The 22209-nt window shown below is 56.2% G+C and carries 18 protein-coding genes and 1 pseudogene; 5 read left to right on the top strand and 14 right to left on the bottom strand.

Going from position 1 to position 22209, the window contains the following annotated elements; genetic code table 11:
• Positions 1 to 51 precede the first annotated feature (51 nt).
• The 9 genes and pseudogenes from DXX3274_RS15355 to DXX3274_RS15390 form a co-directional block, all read right to left on the bottom strand.
• On the bottom strand, positions 52 to 2754 hold the full coding sequence (locus DXX3274_RS15355) for a DUF927 domain-containing protein (protein ID WP_042860520.1): 2703 nt from the start codon (positions 2752 to 2754) through the stop codon (positions 52 to 54).
• Positions 2729 to 2980 carry a hypothetical protein gene (locus DXX3274_RS15360; RefSeq protein WP_050569887.1) on the bottom strand — a complete coding sequence of 84 codons (252 nt, stop codon included), beginning with the start codon at positions 2978 to 2980 and terminating at the stop codon, positions 2729 to 2731. Before DXX3274_RS15360 ends, DXX3274_RS15355 begins: the two co-directional genes overlap by 26 nt.
• A 176-nt stretch (positions 2981 to 3156) precedes the next feature.
• Positions 3157 to 3354, bottom strand: coding sequence for a host cell division inhibitor Icd-like protein (locus tag DXX3274_RS24535; protein WP_019844048.1), 198 nt, complete (start codon positions 3352 to 3354; stop codon positions 3157 to 3159).
• Between the two features lie 113 nt (positions 3355 to 3467).
• Positions 3468 to 3728 (bottom strand): annotated as a pseudogene (locus DXX3274_RS24540) (ash family protein); the annotation flags it as partial.
• Positions 3729 to 3798: 70 nt separating this feature from the next.
• Positions 3799 to 4308 carry a GPO family capsid scaffolding protein gene (locus tag DXX3274_RS23005; RefSeq protein WP_019844050.1) on the bottom strand — a complete coding sequence of 170 codons (510 nt, stop codon included), beginning with the start codon at positions 4306 to 4308 and terminating at the stop codon, positions 3799 to 3801.
• 7 nt (positions 4309 to 4315) lie between these two features.
• Positions 4316 to 5314 (bottom strand): P2 family phage major capsid protein, encoded by a 999-nt coding sequence (locus tag DXX3274_RS15375; RefSeq protein WP_019844051.1) that lies wholly within the window; start codon positions 5312 to 5314, stop codon positions 4316 to 4318.
• 35 nt (positions 5315 to 5349) lie between these two features.
• Positions 5350 to 6207, bottom strand: a complete 858-nt coding sequence (locus DXX3274_RS15380; protein WP_042860521.1) for a hypothetical protein — start codon at positions 6205 to 6207, stop codon at positions 5350 to 5352.
• Positions 6204 to 6422, bottom strand: coding sequence for an AlpA family transcriptional regulator (locus DXX3274_RS23010; RefSeq protein ID WP_042860522.1), 219 nt, complete (start codon positions 6420 to 6422; stop codon positions 6204 to 6206). The genes DXX3274_RS15380 and DXX3274_RS23010 overlap by 4 nt, the downstream gene beginning before the upstream one ends.
• A 701-nt stretch (positions 6423 to 7123) precedes the next feature.
• Complete coding sequence (locus tag DXX3274_RS15390; RefSeq protein ID WP_042860523.1) at positions 7124 to 7915, bottom strand: NPP1 family protein; 792 nt, start codon at positions 7913 to 7915, stop codon at positions 7124 to 7126.
• Positions 7916 to 8946: 1031 nt separating this feature from the next.
• Here DXX3274_RS15390 and DXX3274_RS15395 point away from each other — a divergent pair.
• The gene (locus DXX3274_RS15395; RefSeq protein WP_042860524.1) at positions 8947 to 9756 is read left to right on the top strand and encodes a 5'-nucleotidase, lipoprotein e(P4) family; all 810 of its coding nucleotides are present in this window, start codon (positions 8947 to 8949) and stop codon (positions 9754 to 9756) included.
• Positions 9757 to 9899: 143 nt separating this feature from the next.
• Here DXX3274_RS15395 and DXX3274_RS15400 read toward each other — a convergent pair whose 3' ends face one another.
• From DXX3274_RS15400 to DXX3274_RS15410, 4 genes are all read right to left on the bottom strand, one after another.
• Positions 9900 to 11390, bottom strand: coding sequence for an Svx/AvrXca family virulence/avirulence protein (locus DXX3274_RS15400; protein WP_238556049.1), 1491 nt, complete (start codon positions 11388 to 11390; stop codon positions 9900 to 9902).
• On the bottom strand, positions 11350 to 11796 hold the full coding sequence (locus DXX3274_RS24320) for a hypothetical protein (RefSeq protein ID WP_238556050.1): 447 nt from the start codon (positions 11794 to 11796) through the stop codon (positions 11350 to 11352). The genes DXX3274_RS15400 and DXX3274_RS24320 overlap by 41 nt, the downstream gene beginning before the upstream one ends.
• A 439-nt stretch (positions 11797 to 12235) precedes the next feature.
• On the bottom strand, positions 12236 to 14131 hold the full coding sequence (locus tag DXX3274_RS15405; protein WP_042862158.1) for an Svx/AvrXca family virulence/avirulence protein: 1896 nt from the start codon (positions 14129 to 14131) through the stop codon (positions 12236 to 12238).
• Between the two features lie 143 nt (positions 14132 to 14274).
• Positions 14275 to 16134, bottom strand: a complete 1860-nt coding sequence (locus DXX3274_RS15410) for an Svx/AvrXca family virulence/avirulence protein (protein ID WP_042860525.1) — start codon at positions 16132 to 16134, stop codon at positions 14275 to 14277.
• A 480-nt stretch (positions 16135 to 16614) separates the two neighbouring features.
• On the opposite strand from DXX3274_RS15410, the gene fepB reads away from it, so the two are divergent.
• A complete protein-coding gene (fepB, locus tag DXX3274_RS15415; RefSeq protein WP_050569888.1) occupies positions 16615 to 17631 on the top strand; it encodes a Fe2+-enterobactin ABC transporter substrate-binding protein in 1017 nt (338 codons plus the stop codon).
• A 33-nt stretch (positions 17632 to 17664) separates the two neighbouring features.
• On the opposite strand, the gene entS is transcribed toward fepB, so the two are convergent.
• A complete protein-coding gene (gene entS, locus DXX3274_RS15420) occupies positions 17665 to 18945 on the bottom strand; it encodes an enterobactin transporter EntS (RefSeq protein WP_042860527.1) in 1281 nt (426 codons plus the stop codon).
• Positions 18946 to 19121: 176 nt separating this feature from the next.
• Here entS and fepD point away from each other — a divergent pair, with 176 nt between their 5' ends.
• Genes fepD through DXX3274_RS15435 form a run of 3 tightly spaced genes read left to right on the top strand, consistent with a single transcriptional unit; the run spans position 19122 to position 22079 of the window.
• Positions 19122 to 20198 (top strand): Fe(3+)-siderophore ABC transporter permease, encoded by a 1077-nt coding sequence (fepD, locus tag DXX3274_RS15425; protein WP_042860528.1) that lies wholly within the window; start codon positions 19122 to 19124, stop codon positions 20196 to 20198.
• A 12-nt stretch (positions 20199 to 20210) separates the two neighbouring features.
• On the top strand, positions 20211 to 21245 hold the full coding sequence (gene fepG, locus DXX3274_RS15430) for an iron-enterobactin ABC transporter permease (RefSeq protein ID WP_042860529.1): 1035 nt from the start codon (positions 20211 to 20213) through the stop codon (positions 21243 to 21245).
• Positions 21246 to 21281: 36 nt separating this feature from the next.
• Positions 21282 to 22079 (top strand): ABC transporter ATP-binding protein, encoded by a 798-nt coding sequence (locus DXX3274_RS15435; RefSeq protein ID WP_042860531.1) that lies wholly within the window; start codon positions 21282 to 21284, stop codon positions 22077 to 22079.
• Positions 22080 to 22209: the final 130 nt, after the last annotated feature.

Here is a 22209-nt window from a genome sequence, read left to right on the forward strand (position 1 = left end):
TGTTACCAGTGTTACCTCTGTTACCTCAGAAAAATAAGATACGCGCGAGAATTACCCTAAAACGCTGCTGTTAAACTGGTACACCCGCTTGACGCCTATTTCTGGCAGGCGGATGTTTTTCTGTGTCCGGCTGGCATCATCCGGTAAGTCCAGATACCCCGCCCTGGCACACAACTGCGCCACCTTTTTGGCATCAAACCCCTGACAGATTTCTTTCCAGCCTGATGGCAGCACATAGAAAAGCGTGACAGCTTCTTCGCTGTGGCCTCCTTTCACCACCTGACGAAATCCCACCATATTGGACGGGCGACTTTGCTCGTTATGCCAGTCAGCAAAACGGCTAAACTGGTTGCGCGTCATAAAGGTTTTCACCTGCTCCAGTGCGGCCGCTTCTTCCTGATTGGCTGCATGACCACGATCAGCCATCCACGCCGCCAGGCAGCTTTTAGCCGCCTGCAATGCTTCCCCGGCAGGCCAACCGGTTATACCGGCTTGGGTTGCCAGCTCTCCGGCCATTGCCACCAGCGCAAAGCGCGTGACCGCCCTGCCCACCTGATTACCGGCATCCTGCGGCGTCATCTCGCGGGTGTAGGTCTTTAACAGGCTTTTGGCTTTAGCCGTCATACCGTGCAAATCCGCCGTCAGGTGATGTAGCCAGGCACGAAACGCCGTGCCGTGGTATTGCGTGACCGCCTGCTCTAAATGCTCGGCCAGCGCCTTGCCTCCGGCAAAACCGTGCAACGTTTCAAATACACCGTATTTACCGGAATCACTGGGGATTTGTACCATCCGCACCTCAACCCCGGCATAGGTTCGCTCCCCGGCATTGGCGGCATGTTCCACCAGCGATAATTCCCCGGTAGATAAAAACAGCAGACACCAACGGTTGGTTTCCCTGACACTGCCGTCAGTTCTGGCCCGCGCTTTGCCCTGACCATTCGCCAGCATATAGGCGATATTTCCGGCTTCGCGCCCGTCCACTTCGCGGATTTCATCCAGCATCAGGGCGGCATCATTACGGCGGCTGGCGGTGCCTTCCAACGCGTTGCCCGTCGCTCGCCAGGTATGCCAGTAATCCGCGCCGCCACAGACTGACGCCGCTACCTTCATGGTGGTGGTTTTGCCGTCCGTTGATTCTCCTTTCAAGTGATAACCACCGCCGCCGACACCGGCCAGTTTCAGCAGTGGCGCAGCAAAAGCCAGGCTAACCGCAAATGCAACACGGGCATTACCCACACAATACCGTGCGACCTGTTCACGCCAATCCGCCAGTGATCCGGCAGTACGAAAATCACGCCCTTGAACACAGGACGTTTGCAGGATCACCGTATCCGCCTCATCGCCGATCACTTCGTCCTGCAACACGTACACCCCACCATGCCAGCCGGTTTTATCTACACAGGTCACTTTGCGGTCAGGCTTGCACAACGAGATATATTCCATCAGGTGCGCCCGCGCCTGGCCGTTAGTGTTGATGTACGACAGCCCATTAACCAGCAGTACCCGGCGTAACTCTTCCCCACTGCCGCCCAGCATTTCCATCGGCATCGCCCATTTTCTCTGGATGCCGTTGGTATCTTCCCACTCCAGTAGGCGACCGTAGTTGCTGCCGTCAATGTCGCAAGTAATGGCCGTTACCCACAGCGGGCTGCATATCTTGATATTGCGGATTTCCACATCGCCATCGGACTTGTTCACCTGCTTGTCAAACCACAGATATTCCTGGGTAAGCCGGAACCCCTGCGGCAGACGGGTTTTACCTTTGCAATAAAGCACCATTTCCTCCCGAAAGGCTTCTTTGGCCCGTTCCGGGCCATGCTCCTGTCGAAAGTCATCCCAATCAGCTTTATGGCGCGTAGGGGGAAGTGTCACCCAGCCATCGACCGCTTTCGCAGCCTTCTCCGCCCAATGCCTGCCGGTGTTTTCTTTACCATCAATCAGGTCATTGTCACCGGCAATCACCAGCCGAACCTCCGGCCAGCGCAACCGGAACGCCTGCGCCACATTCAGCAGATTACTGGCGGCCACCGCCGCCACGGTGATCCCCTCCGTCATTGCGGCCACGGTTAACGCCGTGGCGTAGCCTTCGGTGATTGTCACCTGCTCCGGCATGGCTTCCGGCACCGGCTGAACAGCAATAAATCCCCCGTTCAGTACCGAATTTGGCAACAGCCGCTTATCCCCCGAAGGGCTAATCAGTTGAGCGCCGATAATCTGCCCGTGGATATCGCTCACCGGCAACAGCAGCGAACCGGTAGGAAAGGACACACCGCCGCTACGTTGCTCATGGCTAATCAGGGGCAAAGACTGCCCCGTTAACCCTTTACTGGCGAGATATACACTGTCGCCGGGTGTACTCTGCGCCCGCAACTGCCGGTAAGTCGCCTGAAACAGACGGCGCTTTTCGGCATCATCAGCATCCTTTCTGGCGGGCGTATCGGCAGGCTGTTGCACCGCCGGTAACGACAGCACAGCGGCCACAGCATCAGCCGCGGTTTTCGCGTCATAACCATTGACCCGTTGCACCAGATCTAAGCCGTCACCATGCCCGCACTGATTACAGAACCAGGTGCCGCGCCCCTGTTTATCATCAAACCGAAAACGATCAGACCCGCCGCATGTTGGGCAGGCTCCATGCCTGCCATTTCCCGGTACGCTTATCCCTAATGCCGGTAAAATCTGCCCCCAGCGGCCATTGGCCGCCTTTACTGTCGATGACAATTGATGTTTATGCGTCACACGCGCCCCCTTCATCCGGCGATAGCGCTTCTGACATAAACGCATTATTGCTAACAGCATCATTGAGCTGTTCATGCACACATTCAAAGACCGCTGCCACGCTTTCTACATTGAGGGGTTGCGCCACCATACCGTCACGATCACGCAGTAGATCCGCCATTAATCCGGCAACCAGCATCGCCCGTTGAATTTTTTCATCACCACGCTGGGTGTAGGCACATGGGAAATGAGCGTTATTCATAGGCATCCTCCGGGTTATCAGGCTCCGGGGATTCATTAAGGCGATATAACAGGTTCAGGCGTTCAGCCAAAATAAATATCAGGATCTCTCGCACTTCCGGCTGATCCAGTTCAATCAGGGCATAGGCCAGCGCACGACATTGATCAAGCGCTTCATCCAGTTCCAGCGGGGTATCGTTAAACATGGCGGCCTCCGATAACCGGCAAACGCCCTGCAAAGGCAAGAACATAATCACGCGCCAGTAAACGGCGGGCACACTGTTCATTGGGAGCCACCACGCTTTCACGGTGTGGTACGGCATCAATATCTGAACGGCGTACAGCCAGGAATAGAAAGACAAATTCAGGGTGAGTTTGGGTAGGGGTCGCAACCATAAAGGTAGCCTCCTGTAACTGGGTAAAATACCCACCACCTGAGTTCCTACACTGCGGGTGGTGGACTGAGCGGGGGTAGGAATACCGGCGTTACAGGAAACCGGCCAGCCCGAAGGCTGCCCCGCCCAGCCCACCATTGATTCTGCATGGCAAAAAGCCATTTCTGCTAGGTGTGCAAAAGCATCGACAATAAAAAAGACGCATGGCGCGTCTGGTGTCGCCTGTAAACGTTTCGGGTTCCTACGCCCGGTTGCCGATTTTGCGGCAACGCGAAAACTATACCCCGCGTTTTCTGGCGACAGCAAGCGGTTTTTATCCGAATTCCCGTGATTGACGGGAAACGTTATCGCGTACATAGTCCTTCCTGTTCTCATGGATGAGACACTCCTGATACGTCAGAGATACCCGGTGCAACCACCGCACCGGGTATTTTTTGGCCCCGCCTCAGCCCCCGGAAATGGCGGCAAACCAGCCAGATGGCGACAACGAAAAATGACAAGGAACAGGCCGACTACAGTGGATCGGTTTCCCCCGACGCGAGAAATACGCTCGATTACGACTAAAACTCAGCCGGGATGTTCCTCCACTGGCTGGGCTGTCAGTAACAGCCAACCCACTGAGATAAAAGCGCCCTTCTGACGGAAAATCCTCAGCGACTTCAATCGAGCAAAACAGTTTTTGCCCGTTCTCGTTGTAGCGCACCAATCTGGCCGTTGGCCGGATACGCACATATAAACGCATCTCCCCCTGATGGATTTCATGCCGGGCCGCAAGCACTTCCCCCAGGTTATCCGCATCACGCCGGTGCTCTTCCCAAATCAACGCGGTATAGCGCTTGGGATCGTAGGTTTGTGCCATATCGATAAGCCATTCCGGCTCAATGTAACGCCCGTCAATCGTTGCCCCTTGCGTGGCAACACAAAACCACCCCGTACTTAACTGTGAATCGTTCATCCCGTCCTCACTGCACTAACGTCACGGCGTTTTCATCAGCAGCGGCATATAAGTACCCATCCCCCAGCGCATAACCTTCATTACGCAAATAGCTATGCTCATAAACCTTGCGGTCATCGATAAAGGCCGCTCGGAAATAACGGGTATTCATCTGCGTGTAGACGTGTAAATTGTCCAGAGTGGTAACAGCCAGGCGTTTTCCCGGCATAAATGGCGGTACAAAGGCAAAGCGCCCGGCTACAGAGCTGGTCGCCATCTGTGCAGCAGCAGTATCAGCAGGTTTGTCTGCCATCATGAACAGTCGTAACCGTTCCATTGCCGCCAGTTCTGCCCCGACCAACACCACCAGGCGCGGATCATCCCGAAAACCTTCTGGAATTTTTTCAGTGATTAAATGGTTTGCCAGTGCATCCAGATGGGGGAAATGCCCTCCCGGCCCCAGCGTAAAGGCATCCGTCAGAACCTGAGAGCCGCCGTTGAACTGCTTGGCCAGCGCGTGCCAGCCCAGGTTGACATCCTGACCTCTGGGATATTTTTCGGGGCGGGTTTCCGGTGAAATGAAGGCACCATTAAAGCCGATGCGCAGGATATCCAATGCCATCACACGATCGAAGAAATCAGATACCACACGGGTAAAGTGTTCAATGCCTCCCAAATTGGCAATGGCAGACATCTGGTGATAACTGAGCGACGCGCACGTATCCGTTTCAACCAAAACATAAGGGGTGCCATTCACTGCCAGCGGTTTGTTAAAACGCCCGTTAAGACTGCGCCCGGTATGCAGGCTATTATCACCGAGCGTAATCGCCTGCCCGGCCCCGTCATCCACATCAAGCAAGGTAATGCCCTGCATCATCCAGCCCGATTCCATCAGCGCGATACGCAACTGTTTCTCAGCACCAGCCGAAATAGTAAAGCTGCCTTTTTCCTTATTAATAAATTGCACACCACGGGTAAAATTTCGATGAAACTCCCCCGCCAATGCCGGAGCATTAACGTGAATCATGGTTATTTCCTTTTTAAATTGAGAGATGAATTTGATTAGATATCGCTTTTCATTAACCTGTTCTTCTTAGAAAAAGCAACTTTGCCAGGCAACATAGAATCTACATAATCGGCAACCGGCATTAATTGACGAAATAGCTCACCATCAGCGCTGTAATAACACCGATATAATTCCGTTTTTTCAACACCGTAGTGATTTAATTCATATTTATCTGTAGGAGTACGGCAATGGTTTACTACTTTCTGAATAGCCGACTGTAATGCATCCATTGTTTTCCAGGCACCAATATGTGATTTTTCTTCCAACCCACTGGTGTGTAATGAAACCTGATAGGTATAAGCGGGCAACTCGATAATCGGTAGTTGTTCCATTACCTTATTTCTCAGCCCCTTGATACGCTTACTCAACATATCCTCAACCACCGGACGCAATAGTCCTAATAACCCTTGTCGTGCATTCACCATTAACCGTGCCCGTTCAGCGTTATCTTTCGCCCGTAATACCTTATCCTGTGTTTGCCTTAATGCTTCTTTAAGTGACATACGCCATTTAGCTGCATCAAAAGCGCCCTGGCTAAGATTGGTAAGTAGGCTTTCGCACTGTGCTTTTTCACGCTCGGCCTCCTGACTGGCTTGGCGAGCAGCGTCACAGATAGCCGTACCGCGCTCAACCAATGCGTTAATTTCTTCAGCGTCGCACCGATACCAGGGCGCGCCATAGCCGGTCAACATTTCAAACTCAGTTAATAACCGTTCCATTTTGAATAAGCGGTAAATCTCAATCACCCGAATAGCAAAACCGCCATCACCGTGATCAGTTTCAAAAGGGATCGAAACATACGCTGCAATAGTATTCATTGCTGGGCTATTTTTACAAAAAGGAATTATTTTCATTTCACGCTCTTTCTATTCTTCAAACTATCATTAATCCAATCATTAACCTCATGCTCCACCCATGCCACAGAGTTTTCTCCAATAGACACATTCAGTGGAAACAATCCTTCTTTCATTCGGCGGTAAAGTGTTGAACGCGGCAACCCTGTTTTTGATATCACATCCTTCAGACGGATTAGGCGTACGTCATTATTTTCATTAATAGATAAACTCATACATTCCCTTCCTCAAAATAAATAAAATTAGACCATGTGAGAAAATCTCAGATTAGGTAAGAACCGGTTGGATGGATATAGAGTTACATCTTAATGCCACCATGTAAATATGCAGGATTTGTAACAGCGGCGTGTGAAAAAGAATAACAGATCTTATTATTTTTGTTCTTACCACTCCTCACCTGTATTCACCATTATTCACCTATATTCAACAATTTGAAGCTCACGAAATAATCTTTTGTAAAGAAATGAAAATAACAAGAGAAATAGACAGAGTGCAGCCATGTCCTAATTCAGTAAGGCAGAATAAAATTTATCATAAATGCGTATAACTACATGTATAAAACAAAAAACCAAAACAAATAAAATACTTAAAATTCAATATTTTATTTATTAAATTCGATCCCTGCTGGGGACGCCAGTCAGTTTAAACTCTCCTATATAAGCCTATCTTTCATCTTTATATCGACCCATCACTCAGCATATTCCGCCGGCTACCGCCTGACATCTCGTCTGCAACCATAAATCAATCCGTCCCCCTGATACCGGCATTCGTAGCACACGGTTTACGCCAGAAACGGTTTGTACCGTAAACCGTAAATAGGGAAAACGCGAAATGGCATGTAATGCATGCCGCAAGGATGATTAAAAAAGATGGAGGGAATCACAAATAGCCGGGCCATCCAGCCCGGCCGGAGGCATTATCGGGAGCTGTCCACGCTGGCCTGCGTGAAGTTCGGGTAATCACCCGGTTTGCCGTTGTTCAGGTTAGAGAGGAAATTGCTATCTTTCATCGGAATATCGGCCGATACATAGTTGAAGCTATTCATTTTGTTGCGCATGTCCTGATTGCTGACGCCATCGCCATGCACCGAGTACCAACTGACAATATCCGGCGTAACGAAAGTGTTGTAGGGGTTTTCCGCCTGTTCGCCTGATTTGGCAAAACGGAAAGCGTGGGTCAGCCCGCCGTCTTTATGGTACACAAACTTCAGGTGACCATTTTGCTTATCGAGACTGGATGCCGCAGCCGTCGTCAACTTGCCGTGAGCGCTGTAGCTGCCGTGCGTCACGGTGCCGTTTTTGGTCCAGACCGCCGCATATTCCCAATCGTGGCGGTGGCCGCTCTTGACGCCGGGCACAATCTGATCTTTCAGGAAGTAGAGCGCGTAAAAGTGGCCGCAGTAGCGGTTGCCGCCGTTATTGACGCAGGCGTAGCGGTGCAACGTGTTGGATTTGTCCAGAAAAGTGGACCAGCGGCAACCGCCTGTCAGGCTACCGGTCGGGTTAAGGCCGCCGTTCTGCTGGCCGCTGCGGCTAATACCGGCGCTGGGCAGACAACCGTCCGTATCGAAATCGAATACCGGCGCAATCGACGCGGCGTTAACGCCGGAAGGCAGCGCCTGATCCAGCTTGTCAAAATCATCGGCGTGAGCCGCAAACGCAATCCAAAGGGGGAGTGTTGCCAGAACAGCTGTCTTCTTAAAAAACATATCATCTCCTGTTTCTGTTTTACTTAATTAGGCGTCATGCCTGTAAGTGCTTTTAAAAAGCAAAAGAAAGATGGGTGGTTCATATTAATTACCACAATGACGACACCCATGTTACAACTGTGAATAAATACCGGCTCGAACATCTGGCTGGTCGGAAGTCATCATAACTGCTTTTTTAGTCAGGATTCAATCCTTAGCCAGAGCGGATTGTTATTATAAAAAATACAAATATCACAGCCGTTATTCGTTTCAAAAAAACCAAACCAATAAATGATAGCGATATAAAATCATCACCTGCAAGAAACAATGCTTTTTGTCATCCATTTTATTTTCCCCTTTGGTTTGTCATATCATAAATCGCCACTTTTAGGAAACCAACAACCGTTAATACAGAGAAAAACCACGCATTCACTGTAATTATCACGCCTTGTCATTTCCAGGTTTTCCCAAAAAAATTATGACTGCTGGCTTACCCTGCTTGCCTTCGGGTATTACTGTGACCGTCACCAAAAATTTTTATAGCGTTTCTATCGCTATCCAGGAGTTCTCCATCCATTTAGTCTTAAGGCCGATGATGAAGAAAAAACATTTTTGTCATCCCGGTGATATAAAGTCGTCATAAATAGCCGTTATAAATAAGACCCGGCAGAATGAGTAGCAAGATATATCGATAGCAAATAAAACACATTGCAAAAACGAAGTATTTTCCGTTTAAGAAAAAGATAATTTACTCTATAACGATCATGTCCTTCGTATGTCAGTTATCTGCCTTCATTATGAGTTTCCTTTATTTTTATTGACTCTCAGAAATAGTATTTTCCATTTCAACAGGCTACGGTCGCTGTAGTGGGATCGTTGTCATTACGATTCCCGCCGATTCCATCTGTGAGCCGATTCGTGACAGTTCTTAAAAAAGTGCGTACAAATAAAACCAGCATATTTACTCCCCGATATATTCCTGCTTCGATACCACTACCGCACTATTTCAGCTCGGCGCCCTCGCCTTGCTCGCCAAAAACAAAGGAAGAACCATGAAAAAGCTGACTTTCAGCGCCAGCGCCCTGATGGCCGTGCTGGCGTTAACCGGCTGCACCACGCCCGCGACTCGGGATGCTCAGACCACGCTCTCCAACCAGTCAGTGCTGGCCCTGAACTGGTTCCAGCAATCGGGTGAATATCAGGCGTTATGCTATCAGGCGTTCAACACCGCGCGGATGGCGTTCGACGCGGCACCGGTCAAGCCGGGCAAGAAAAAGACGGTGGTGGTCGATATCGACGAAACCATGCTGGACAACAGCGCCTACAGCGGCTGGCAGGCCAAAGAACATAAATCATTCAGCCCGCTCAGTTGGAACCGCTGGTCTCAGGCCCGTCAGGCGCTGGCCGTACCGGGTGCGGTGGAGTTCGCCCGTTATGTCGACAGTCATGGCGGCCAGATTTTTTATGTGTCCAACCGGCTGATTATCGAAGCGAGCGATACGCGCGACAACCTGGTCAAACTCGGTTTTCCGAACGTGAACGACCAGACGCTGTGGTTAAGCAAGGGCAACAGCAACAAGCAGGCGCGCTTTGATGATATCGTCGCTCAGGGCAATGACATTGTGCTGTACGTGGGAGACAACCTGAACGACTTCGGTGCGGCAACCTACCATCAGGACAATACCGCGCGTCGGGCATTCGTCAGCAATAATCAGGCGAAATTCGGTACGCAATTCATCGTACTGCCTAACCCGCTTTACGGCGACTGGGAAAGCGGCCTCAGCAGCGACTACAACAAGCTGGCGCCGGAACAGAAACTGCAAGTACGCGATCGGCAAATTCGTGCCTGGAACGGACAGTAACCCGCTGCGTCACACCCGCTGTTTATCACGCGAGCAGTGTGAAGAGCGCCGCCATGCAGGCGGCTCGAAAGGATTGAATAACGGGGCTTTCGCCCCGTTATTTCATTCTGATATCAGCGTGAACGCCGTTATCCACCAAGCACTTACTTAGCGTAAGCAGGGCGTTCGGTAATTTCCGGCACCGCCTCAGTCAGGTTGGCGCCAGCCTGGCTGTCACGCAGTGCTGCGTTGTTGAGATAGCCATAGAAAACCCCGCGCGCTACCGACATGTTCGCATCCTGCGTATCGATATCTCCACGCAGTTGGGCATCGCCTGACACCACCAACCCCGAAGCAGTCAGCCCCAGCGGCCAGAACGCCGTATTGGCCTGCGCGTTGTCCTTGATCACCGTATCATTCTGAATGATCGTCAGACCGCTGACGCGGGCGTTATCCGACACCGTACCATCCAGCACGATGGCATGATCTTCAATGCGAGCGTTACCCAGCACCCTGCCGCCCAGCACTTTGGCGTGCGGCCCGACATAGGCGGTTTCATCCACCTGCGCGCCCTCGGCCACCCAGCCGCCGCCGTTACGATGACGATGGCCATTGGCGGTCGGCGTCGGCGCGTTCGGCTGGCTGCCTTCCGCCCAGGCGTTGGTCAAATCCACCGTCCACGGGTAACGATACAGCGAGTAATACGCCTGATCCCACTTAATTTTATGCATGTCCGTCGGGGTGCCCATCACCACCAGATAAACGCTTTCACCTTCCTCGATGGAGAAATTATTGACGGAGGCGCTGGCGCCGCGTTGCAACGCACTGTAACGCGCCTTGCCGGACGTGTTTACCGCCACCAGTCCCCAGCGCCAGTCGGAATCCGGCGACGGCAGTGTGGCCGGATCGTTTTTCAGGCCGGGGAAGCGATTGACCGCCGCCACAGTTTGTACCGTACCGTTGAATTTCACGCTGATACCGCCGGCGCCGTTATCCGGGATTAACCGCACCACGTTGTAACCCCAGCGCTGCGGCGCCTGCTCGTACAGTACGCCAAAACGCCGCGCACCGGCGGTATTGCCGACAGGATCCAGCGTGGCGGTACGCAGCAGACGGTATGATAAGCTGCTGTCGAGAGCCTGCGTCCCGTAATCGCCCAGAACGCGGCGATAAAACGCCCCCTGATTGTAGCCGTCCGGGTCGGTGTAGTCCCAGCCAACATTACGCAGCGCCCAGTCGCCGAAGAAATCATTCAGCTCGGACTGGCTCCAGCCCATGTTGCTTTTCAGTACCGAGAATGGGTCCGCCGTCCCCTGCTCCGGATCGCCCGCTTTCGGCGCTTTGGCCCACAGATCGTTCACCGCCTGGTAGCCATAACGGTTTTTCAGATTCTCCAGGAACAGCCAGCCGCCATACCGGGTGCGCGAGGTGCCAAGATACAGATGCGGGTTATTGACTGCCTCTTCCACCCTGCCGGTCAAGCTGTGGTGGAGGTTATCCATCTGATGGGTCATCCATTCAGCATGGGCTTCCCAGAACCAGCCCATATAGTTGATGCTGCCCGGCGCGGTCGCCCGGAAGCCGCCGGTCTGCCCCTGCAAAGCATGCGCCAGTTCATGCAGTATCGACCACTTGATAGACCAGTCGTTTTTCAACGCGTCGGTGCCAATCCACTATACCCATACTGCCGTTGGACGCCAGACCGCCGGCCAGCGTCCCGAAAGCAGAATCAAGATGGACGTTCACCTTGAGTTTCACCTTGTTGTTGCAATAAGGCTCAGGAAACTTGATCTGGTTGACGTACTTGTCCCAGGCCAGCTCCAGCCGCTGCGCCACGGCTTCAACATCCTTTATATCCAGTTTGCCGGCATCGCTGTCTTTCCAGCGGAAAGCAAAGTGCGCGCTCTGGTATTTCACCGGCGGCATATCGGTGGCGGTGGTATCTTCCTGCCAGTTGCCCGCCACGCAGGTCTCATCGGCGAATGCCGGAGCGAGCGTAAACAGGCCGCCGATAATCAACGCGCTGTTGACCATACGCGCAGCAGTTCTTATGTGTGTCATATTTTCTTCCTCATTTCGCGTATACCGGACGCTCGGTCACTTCCAGCACGGCGTCGGTCAGGTTGGCACCCGCCCGGCGGTCTTTCACTTCATTTTCCGTAGAATATGTCGCTGTATGCCGATACACCACGGGCGAGGTTCCGAAAATGCAGATGCAGTGCTGGCTACAATGTAAAAGATGAAGAAGATGGCGCTGCTGGCGCTTTTTTATTAGCTATTAATGACCGTGAAATGGTCGTCAGGAGGGTATTGGCCCCGGTCAGTCCCGATAAACGCCTTCAGGGTTAAAGGGGGGAAAAATATCGAGCAGCGACCTCCGGTCGCGCCAAAAAAAGAACCCCATGCCAAAACATGGGGTGCGTCAGCAGTCTGAATAACGGGGCTTTCGCCCCGTTATTTCATTCTGATATCGGCGTGAATGCCGTTATCCACCAAGCACTTACTTAGCGTAAGCAGGGCGTTCGGTAATTTCCGGCACCGCCTCAGTCAGGTTGGCGCCAGCCTGGCTGTCACGCAGTTCTGCGTTGTTGAGATAGCCATAGAAAACCCCGCGCGCTACCGACATGTTCGCATCCTGCGTATCGATATCTCCACGCAGTTGGGCATCGCCTGACACCACCAACCCCGAAGCAGTCAGCCCCAGCGGCCAGAACGCCGTATTGGCCTGCGCGTTGTCCTTGATCACCGTATCATTCTGAATGATCGTCAGACCGCTGACGCGGGCGTTATCCGACACCGTACCGTCCAGCACGATGGCATGATCTTCAATGCGGGCGTTACCCAGCACCCTGCCTCTCAGCACTTTGGCGTACGGCCCGACATAGGCGGTTTCATCCACCTGCGCGCCCTCGGCCACCCAGCCGCCGCCGTTACGATGACGACGACCGTTGGCGGTCGGCGTCGGCGCATTCGGCTGGCTGCCATCGGCCCAGGCGTTAGTCAGATCCACCGTCCACGGGTAGCGGTACAGCGAGTAGTAGGCCTGATCCCACTTAATTTTATGCATGTCCGTCGGGGTACCCATCACCACCAGATACAGGTTTTCACCTTTTTTGACGGAGAAGTTATTGACGGAAGCGCTGGCGCCGCGCTGCAACGCACTGTAGCGCGCTTTGCCGGACGCATTCACGGCCACCACGCCCCAACGCCAGTCGGAATCCGGCGATTGCAGCGTGGCCGGGTCGTTTTTCAGCCCAGGGAAACGATTCACCGCCGCCACGTTCTGCACTGCGCCGTTGAATTTCACGCTGATACGGCTGGCGCCGTTATCCGGAATCAACCGCACCACGTTGTAGCCCCAGCGTTGCGGCGCCTGTTCGAACAATACGCCAAAGCGCCGTGCGCCGGCGGTGTTGCTGACAGGATCCAGGGTTGCGGTACGCAGCAGACGGTATGATAAGCTGCTGTCGAGAGTCTGCGCCTCGTAACCGCCCAGAATGCGACGATAGACCGCCCCCTGATTGTAGCCATCCGGGTCGGTGTAATCCCAGCCGACATTGCGCAGCGCCCAGTCGCCGAAGAAATCATTCAGCTCGGACTGGCTCCAGCCCATATTGCTTTTCAGTACCGAGAACGGATCTGCGGTCCCTTGCCCCGGCTCGCCCGCTTTCGGCGCGTTGGCCCACAGATCGTTCACCGCCTTATAGCCATAGCGGTTTTTCAGATTCTCCAGGAACAGCCAGCCGCCATAGCGGGTGCGCGTGGTGCCCAGATACAGATGCGGGTTATTGATTGCCTCTTCCACGCTACCGGTCAGGTTGTGGTGGAGGTTATCCATTTGATGGGTCATCCAGTCGGCATGCGCTTCCCAGAACCAGCCCATATAGTTGATGCTGTCCGGCGCGGTCGCCTGGAAACCGCCGGTCTGCCCCTGCAAGGCATGCGCCAGTTCATGCGGCATCGCCCAATTGATCGACCAGTCGTTTTTCAGCGCGTCGGTGCCGATCCACATACCCATGCTGCCGTTGGGCGCCAGACCGCCGGTCAGCGTGGTGAAAGTAGAGTCAAGATGGACGTTCGCCTTGAGTTTCACCTTGTTGTTGCAGTAAGGCTCAGGAAACTTGATCTGGTTGACGTACTTGTCCCAGGCCAGTTCCAGGCGCTGCGCCGCGGCTTCAACATCCTTTATGTTCAGTTTGCCGGCATCGCTGTCTTTCCAGCGAAAGACAAAATGCGTGCTCTGGTATTTCACTGGCGGCATGTCGGTGGCGGTGGTATCCGCCTGCCAGTTGCCTGCCACGCAGGTCTCATCGGCGAATGCCGGCGCGAGCGTAAACAGGCCGCCGATAATCAGCGCGCCTTTGACCATCCGGGCCACGGTCCTTATGTGTGTCATAGCTTCATCCTTTACTTTTCCTTTACGTATCATGGCGGACGGCGCTGGGTTCCGTTTCACGCCGCCGCGCATGATGTCCCTGATAAAAAGGGAACCGGGTCGCCCTGTTCCCTTTTCATGCTGATGGCTTATTCAGCCGATTATCATCTGGCGTAGGCCGGACGTTCGGTGACTTCCGGTACCGCGTCGGTCAGGTTGGCGCCGGCCCGGCTGTCCTTCACTTCATTTTCATCAACGAAGCCGTAGAACACGCCTCTGGAGGTGGAAACGCCGCGGATCTCAGCATCGCCGCGCAGTTGCGCCGTGCCGGATACCACTACGCCACGCTCGAAGGCGCCCGGTCCTTTGAACACCGTGTTAACCTGCGCGTTGTCCTTGATCACCGTGTCGCCCTGCACCACCGAAAGACCGCTGACCCGGGCGTTGCCGGATACGGTGCCGCTCAGAACGGTGGCGTGATCTTCGATACGGGCATAATCCAGCACCTTGCCGCCGATAACGCGAGCGTACGGCCCGACATAAGCGGTCGACGCGACTTCCGCGCCATTAGCTACCCAACCGCCGCCGTTGCTGTGACGGCGACCATTGGCGGTCGGCGTCGGCGCGTTCGGCTGCGAACCTTCCGCCCAGGCGTTGGTCAGATCCACCGTCCACGGGTAGCGGTACAGCGAGTAGTAAGCCTGATCCCAGGTAATCTGGTGCATTTGCGACGGCGAGCCCATCACCACCAGATACAACCCTTTGTCGGTCGATTTCACGGCGAAGTTGCTGATTTTGGCCGATGCACCGCGTTGCAGCGCGCTGTAACGGCTCTTGCCGGCGGAGTCGATCGCCACCAGCCCCCAGCGCCAGTCGGAATCCGGCTGGGTAAGAGAAACCGGATCGTTCTTCAGGCCCGGCAGGCTATTAACCGCCGGCGCGCTCTGCACCACGCCCTGGAACGACACGGTCACCTTGGTGGCGCCGCTATCCGGAATCAGGCGCACAATGTTGTAGCCCCAGCGCTGCGGCGCCTGATCGAACGGCACGGCGAAGCGTCTCACGCCAGAGGCGCCGACCGGGTCCAGCGCAGTGGTGCGCAGCAGTTTATCGGCGTTGCCCTGCGACGGCGTCACCGCACCGTAACCGCCGTAAGTGCGACGGTAGAAGCTGCCGCGATCGTAGCCATCAGGGTCGGTGTAATCCCAGTTGACGTTGCGCATCGCCCAGTCGCCGAAGAAGTCGTTCAACTCGGACTGACTCCAGCCCATGTTGCTCTTCAGCACGCTGATCGGATCGGTGGTGTTTTGTTCGGCGCTGCCGATTTTTGGCGCTTTGGCCCACATGTCGTTGACGGCGCTGTACCCGTAGCGGTTCTTCAGGTGCTCCATGAACTGCCAGTTACAGTAACGATCGCGGGTCGAACCCAGATAGAGGTGCGGATAGTTCACCAGCATGTCGGAACAATGCGCGGAAGTGCCGCGGTATTCGTCCAGTTGATGCGCCATCCAGTTGGCGTGAGATTCCCAGATCCAGCCGACGAAGTTTTGATTGCCGTAAGACTGGAAGCTGCCGGTCTGCCCCTGCAACGCATGGGTAAACTCATGGGCCAGACCCCAGTGGTCAAGCAGCGCGCCGGGACCGATCCACATTCCCATGGTGCCGCCATCGGCAATCCCGCCGTTCAGGCCGAAAGACGGGTCGATGTGAATATTCGCTTTGTACTTGACGGTCGCGTTGCAATACGGCTGCGGGAATTTGATCTGGTTGATGAATTTATCCCAAATCAGCTCCAGCTGCTTGCCCGCGGCAACCACGTCATTGCGGTTAACCTGACTGCTATTATTCCAACGAAAGGCAAAATGTTCGGTTTGATACTGTGCTGCCGGCATGTCACTGACGTTACTGACCTGCCAGTTCCCCGCCACACAGGTTTCATCCGCATAAGCGGCGTTCGCCGCCAGTAAACTGCCCGCTGCAAGCAGGCAGCGCCCCAGAGAAATATGCTTTCTTATCTGCGACATAAGTCCGTTTTCCGAGCATGATAATGATAGGTACGCCTTCTCACGATCCAATGAAAAGGAAAGCAAGCCTCCTGACACCGGACGTCAAAGGCAGCCTTAAGGTCTTCGTGACCTGTTTTGTACGAATATTGCTGTCTCTCCTAATGGATAGACACATTAATGTTATTACACTTTTTAATATCGTGATACAGAGATTTGAGTAATCACTGACAAAACTTCACATAACAGATCGCGTTTTTTACCTTAAAAAACCGATGAAATTACCCAATCTAAAAAAACCAGCATGTATGACTGATAATTTTCGACTCAAAGAATTATTAATATAAATTCATGATTAGGCCGATAACGTTGTTTATGAGACGCATTATCGATAACCTTGCAGCACTCTTTTTTTCATGCTCGACAGGTAATCGTATGGTGGAATCAGACTGGCGCGCGGCAGGCGTGCTATCAGGAACAGGCGCACTATCCGGAACAGGTATGTCCGGGAATAGAAACAGCCGCGGCATTATGTGGATATGGGGATTGATGGCGATGCTGCTGCTCGCCGGTTGCGATAACGCCGCCTCGCCCGATCAAAGCGCCTCGGCGGCAACGTCAACGGGCTGGCCCCGCACGGTACAAACGCTGAAAGGCCCCGTGACGCTCGCCCACGCGCCTCAGCGCATCGTGTCTACCAGCGTGACCATCAGCGGCACGCTGCTGGCGATCAATGCGCCGCTGATCGGCTCCGGCGCCACCAGCCCCAATACCATCGTGGCCGATGATCAGGGGTTCTTTCGCCAGTGGAGCGCCGAGGCGAAAGCCCGCGGCGTCAAACCGCTCTACATCACCGAACCCAATGCGGAAGCCATCGCCGCCGCCGCGCCGGACATGATCATTATTGCGGCGACCGGCGGCGACTCCGCCCTGAAACTGTATGAGCAGCTTTCCGCCATCGCGCCGACGCTGGTGGTGGATTACGGCGATAAAAGCTGGCAGCAACTGGCCGGGTATCTGGGCGAAGCCATCGGTCACGAAACCGATGCCCGTCAGGTGATTGAACGTTTCGAGCAACGGGTGCAGACCGTGAAGCAGGCGATTCAGCTGCCGCCTCAGCCGGTATCGGCGCTGGTGTATTATGAAGACGGTCGCGGGGTCAATTTGTGGACGCACGCGTCCGCGCAGGGACAATTGCTGTCGGAGCTGGGGTTCCAGCTGGCGTCGCTGCCGGATAATCTGCCTACCGAAACCCGGATGGGTAAACGACAGGATATTCTGCAAATCTCCGGCGAGAACATGGCCGGCAGCCTCAACGGCCAATCGCTGCTGCTGTTCGCCAACGACGACGATACCGTTAATCGGGTCATCGCCAACCCGTTCCTCAGCCACCTTGAGCCGGTCGTACAGCACCGCATCTGGGCGATGGGGCCGGACACCTTCCGGCTCGATTACTACAGCGCCAGCAACATGCTAAGCAAGATCGAACAGTATTTCCGCCAGCCGGTATCCCGCTGACGGACTGGGTATGCCGGCGCTGTAATGCGCCGCCTACCCCTCGTGTACCGCGTCGCCGGTTTCTTCTTCATCCGGCGACGCCGCCGGTTCGCCAAAACGGCACTGACGCAGCGGACGCACCAGCAGCGCGATCACGCCGCCCAGCAACGCGGCGGCAGTGCCAAAAGCCAGAATACTGGTCGCAGGCGCCAGCAGTTTCCCCATCAGCCCCAGAATCAGCGCGCCCACCGAATCGCCGGTGACATCCTGCGCCGTCCCCAGGCTATTGACCCGCCCCAGCAGGTGATCCGGCGTATGGCTCTGGATCAGGGTGAACTGCAGCAATGAGGTGATCGCGTTAAAGTAGCCGTAACACACCAGCGCCAGCAGCGCGGGCAGCAAATGGCTGAGCAGCCCCAGCGACGCCACCGCCAGAAAAGCGCCCGTTGCGCAGCCCAGCAGAATCTTTCCCGGTCGCTGCGTCCCCGATACCCAGCCGCTGGTGAACGCGCCTATCATGGCGCCCAGCGGTACCGCGGAATACATCAATCCCACCGCCGACGGCCCGGCGTGGTAAGCATCGCCCGCCAGCGCCGGAAACAGCACCCGCATCGCCCCGACCACGCTCACCAGCATGCCCAGCAGCACCACGCAACCCACCACCGGATGGGCGCAAACGAAGCGCACCCCGCCAGCCAATGCCTGCAACGGATGCTCCGGCTTGCCCGGCGCCGGTTTCATCGACGGCAGCCGCACCAATGGGATCAGCGTCGCCAGCGTTCCGGCCGCGGCGACGGCGAAGTTCCAGCCCACGCCGCCCGCAACGATGATCACCCCGCCCAGCGCCGGCGACAGAATCGCGCCTAACCGCACCGTCAGCATGGTCAGCGCGCCGGCGGCCGGCAGATTTTCCCGCCCGACCAGCAACGGAATCACCGCCATCAGCGCCGTCATGCCCAGCGCGCCGAAGAAACCGTCCCAGGCGGCCAGCACGTAGAGCGCCAGTAATGACGGCGATCCGGAAAACGCATTCAGACTCAGCGCCACGAATCCCAGCCCGCAGGTACCGCGGGCAAACAGGATCAGTTTGCGGCGATCGAAGCGATCCGCCAGCACCCCGCCCAGCATCAGCCCGATAAACATGCCGATGCCATCCAGCGCCACCGCCATCCCAACCTGCAACGTAGAGCCGGTCATCGCCTGAATCTGTACCGGCACCCCCACCGTCAGCATGCCGAGCGCAAACACCGACAACATGCGAGCCACAAAAATGGCGCGAAAATGCGCATTCTGCTTCAGTAAACTGAAGTCGAGAAAAAAAGAAGATTTAGCCATGAGCGTTTGTTGAATTCCTGTTCTTAATCAAAATGCTTGCTATCAGAATCGCGCCGCTATCATTCGCGGCCCGGGCAGTGCGGTAAATGGCGCCAATCCGGCTTCAGGTCAATGTCTTTGCCGAAGCCCGTATGCTATCCTAGCTACGCCACAACATTAATGATAATAATAATCATATGCATTTTTTAATAAAGCGATTCTTATCAGTGAGGTCACCCCTTTCCGCCCAGACCGCCGCGCCAGCTGCCTTGCCGCGCGCGCTGTCATCGTTAACCGGCCGGCGGATTGCCGGTGTGATTCCCTGTCTGCTGCTGCTGGCATTGATCTGTCTCGCCAGCCTGATGCTGGGCGCCCGCGCCATCGCGCCGGAAGTGGTCTGGCACAGTCTGACCGGCAACCTGCAAGGCCCGGACAGCACCATCATTTTGCAGGCGCGGCTGCCGCGCACCCTGGCCGGCATTCTGGTAGGAATGGCGCTGGGCGCGGCCGGCGCGGTGATGCAGGCGCTGACCCGCAACCCGCTGGCCGACCCCGGTATCCTCGGCGTCAACGCCGGCGCCAGCTTCGCCATCGTGCTGGGCATTAGCTTCTTTGGCATTACCGGTATGGCCTCGTGGCTCGGCTTCGCCTGGCTTGGCGTGCTGGCGGCCAGCCTGATGGTGTGGATCATCGGCACCCTGAGCGGCGGACGGGTCAACCCGATACGCCTGACGCTGGCGGGCGTGGCGCTGAGCGCCGTGCTGTCCGGCTTCACCTCGTCGCTGTCGTTGCTCAATCCGCTGGCGTTTGATCAGCTGCGCTTATGGGAAGCCGGGACGCTGGACATTCGCTCGCTGGGCAATATCGCCTGGGTGACGCCCACCATACTGCTGGGCTGCGCGCTGGCTTTTTTCGCCGCCCGCTCGCTGAATACGCTCAGTATGGGTGAAGATCTCGCCACCGCGCTCGGCACCCGCGTAGCGTTAATCCGCGTGGTCGCGATGTTGTCGGTGATGCTGCTGTGCGGTTCCGCCACCGCGCTGGCCGGCCCCATCGGGTTCGTCGGCCTGATGATCCCCCATATCGCACGCGGCTGGGCCGGGCCGGATCAACGCTGGATTCTGATCTATTCGCTGCTGTTCGCGCCGATACTGCTGCTGGGCGCCGACATTGTCGGCCGTCTGCTGGTGCCGGGCGAATTGCGGGTGTCCATCGTCACTGCCTTTATCGGCGCGCCGGTCCTGATCTGGCTGGTGCGTCAGCGCAAGTCCTAGGAAGACCACGCCATGTCTACCCGAACCCTGTTTCTGCGCGCGCCTGCCGGCTTTATTAGCGGCCGACTGCCGCTGCGCGCGCTGTGGATCAATCTGTCGCTGCTACTGGGCGGCGCAGCGCTGCTGACGCTGGCCGTCAGCCTCGGCACCCTGCCGCTGTCTGCGCCCGCCGTGTGGCAGGCGCTGGCCGGCCACGGCGACGCCAGCACCGTCACCGTCGTGACCCAGTGGCGCGCCCCACGCGCGGTGATGGCGCTGCTGCTCGGCGCCGGGCTGGGCGTCAGCGGCGCCATTTTTCAGTCGCTGACCCGTAACCCGCTGGGCAGCCCGGACGTCGTCGGTTTCAACACCGGCGCCTATACCGGGGCGCTGGTCACCATCATCCTGTTGCACGGCAGCTACTACCAGATTGCCGGCGGCGCGGTGTTGGGCGGTCTGGCGACGGCGCTGGCGGTCTATTTGCTGGCGTGGCGACGGGGAATCAGCGGATTTCGGCTGATTATCGTCGGCATCGCGGTCAGCGCGATACTGTCGGCGTTCAACACCTGGCTGATGATCACCGGCGCGCTGGAAACGGTGATGACCGCCGCGCTGTGGGGCGCCGGCTCACTGAACGGCATGACCTGGAGTAAAGCCGCGCCCGCGCTGCTGCTGATTCCGCTGATGCTGCTGGCGACGCTGCTGCTGGCCCGGCGTTTGCAACTGTTGGAAATGGGCGACGACAGCGCCCGGGCGTTGGGCGTCAATGCGGAGGCCAGCCGGTTGTGGCTGATGCTGTGCGGCATCGTGCTGATTGCGGTGGTGACCGCCAGCGCCGGACCGATTTCCTTTATCGCGTTGGCGGCGCCGCAGATTGCGCGCCGTCTGACCCGCGCCAGCACGGTGCCGTTATGCGCCGCCGCGCTGGTGGGCGGCCTGCTGTTGCTGACGGCCGATATCGTCGCCCAGCATCTGTTTACCGGCCGGCAGTTGCCGGTGGGCTCGGTGACGGTCAGCATCGGCGGGTTGTATCTGATCTGGCTGCTGATCCGTGAATCACGCCGGTAATCAGCAACGTTAATTTGTCTGTAAAGAGTGATTCTGATGACACACCTTTTGCACGCCGAGCAGTTGACGCTGGGCTACGACAACAAAATCATCGCCCGGGATTTGAGCGTGGCGATCCCGGCCGGTAAATTCAGCGTGATCATCGGCCCCAACGCCTGCGGCAAGTCCACCCTGCTGCGCGCGCTGTGCCGCCTGCTGAAACCGATGGCGGGCGATGTTTTGCTGGACGGCACCAGTATCCACCGCATTCCCACCAAAACGCTGGCCCGGCAACTGGGGCTATTGCCGCAGCACGCCATCGTGCCGGACAACATCACGGTGATGGATCTGGTGGCGCGCGGACGCTACCCGCACCAGACGCTGCTGCGCCAGTGGAGCAACGCGGACCAGACGGCGGTGGAACAAGCGATGACAGCCACCAACGTTAGCGAACTGGCGGAGCGCAGCGTAGACGAGCTCTCCGGCGGGCAGCGCCAGCGAGTCTGGATCGCCATGGTACTGGCGCAGCAAACGCCGTTGTTGTTGCTGGACGAACCCACCACCTGGCTGGATATCGCCCATCAAATCGACCTGCTGGACCTGTTCCGTGAACTGAATCAGCAGCATGACCGCACGCTGGTGGCGGTATTGCACGACCTCAATCAGGCCTGCCGCTACGCCGACCACCTGATCGTGATGCGCGCCGGCGCCGTGATGGCCCAGGGCACGCCCGTCGATATCATCACCGCCGAACTGGTGCAGGCGGTGTTCGGCATGGCCTGCGTCATCATCGACGACCCAGTCTCCCACACCCCGCTGATCGTCCCCTGCGGCCGCCATCATCCGGCCCCCTGAAGCTCACCGCCTTCACCATAAAAAATGGCCGACTATCGTCGGCCATCAGATTGCTGACAAACACCTTGATTATCGGTGAGTGGTTTTTTCTGGCGTCCCAAACAGTGCTGAGGTGGACGACTTCGCCGGG

This window comes from Dickeya sp. NCPPB 3274 (assembly GCF_000406205.1).
Classification (GTDB): Bacteria; Pseudomonadota; Gammaproteobacteria; order Enterobacterales; family Enterobacteriaceae; genus Dickeya; species Dickeya fangzhongdai.

Bases quoted from the DNA above. Each gene is read 5' to 3' on its own strand.
- DXX3274_RS15355 (WP_042860520.1), bottom strand. From the start codon at position 2,754: ATGAAGGGGGCGCGTGTGACGCATAAACATCAATTGTCATCGACAGTA.
- DXX3274_RS15360 (WP_050569887.1), bottom strand. From the start codon at position 2,980: ATGAATAACGCTCATTTCCCATGTGCCTACACCCAGCGTGGTGATGAA.
- DXX3274_RS24535 (WP_019844048.1), bottom strand. From the start codon at position 3,354: ATGGTTGCGACCCCTACCCAAACTCACCCTGAATTTGTCTTTCTATTC.
- DXX3274_RS23005 (WP_019844050.1), bottom strand. From the start codon at position 4,308: ATGAACGATTCACAGTTAAGTACGGGGTGGTTTTGTGTTGCCACGCAA.
- DXX3274_RS15375 (WP_019844051.1), bottom strand. From the start codon at position 5,314: ATGATTCACGTTAATGCTCCGGCATTGGCGGGGGAGTTTCATCGAAAT.
- DXX3274_RS15380 (WP_042860521.1), bottom strand. From the start codon at position 6,207: ATGAAAATAATTCCTTTTTGTAAAAATAGCCCAGCAATGAATACTATT.
- DXX3274_RS23010 (WP_042860522.1), bottom strand. From the start codon at position 6,422: ATGAGTTTATCTATTAATGAAAATAATGACGTACGCCTAATCCGTCTG.
- DXX3274_RS15390 (WP_042860523.1), bottom strand. From the start codon at position 7,915: ATGTTTTTTAAGAAGACAGCTGTTCTGGCAACACTCCCCCTTTGGATT.
- DXX3274_RS15395 (WP_042860524.1), top strand. From the start codon at position 8,947: ATGAAAAAGCTGACTTTCAGCGCCAGCGCCCTGATGGCCGTGCTGGCG.
- DXX3274_RS24320 (WP_238556050.1), bottom strand. From the start codon at position 11,796: ATGACACACATAAGAACTGCTGCGCGTATGGTCAACAGCGCGTTGATT.
- DXX3274_RS15405 (WP_042862158.1), bottom strand. From the start codon at position 14,131: ATGACACACATAAGGACCGTGGCCCGGATGGTCAAAGGCGCGCTGATT.
- DXX3274_RS15410 (WP_042860525.1), bottom strand. From the start codon at position 16,134: ATGTCGCAGATAAGAAAGCATATTTCTCTGGGGCGCTGCCTGCTTGCA.
- fepB (WP_050569888.1), top strand. From the start codon at position 16,615: ATGTCCGGGAATAGAAACAGCCGCGGCATTATGTGGATATGGGGATTG.
- entS (WP_042860527.1), bottom strand. From the start codon at position 18,945: ATGGCTAAATCTTCTTTTTTTCTCGACTTCAGTTTACTGAAGCAGAAT.
- fepD (WP_042860528.1), top strand. From the start codon at position 19,122: ATGCATTTTTTAATAAAGCGATTCTTATCAGTGAGGTCACCCCTTTCC.
- fepG (WP_042860529.1), top strand. From the start codon at position 20,211: ATGTCTACCCGAACCCTGTTTCTGCGCGCGCCTGCCGGCTTTATTAGC.
- DXX3274_RS15435 (WP_042860531.1), top strand. From the start codon at position 21,282: ATGACACACCTTTTGCACGCCGAGCAGTTGACGCTGGGCTACGACAAC.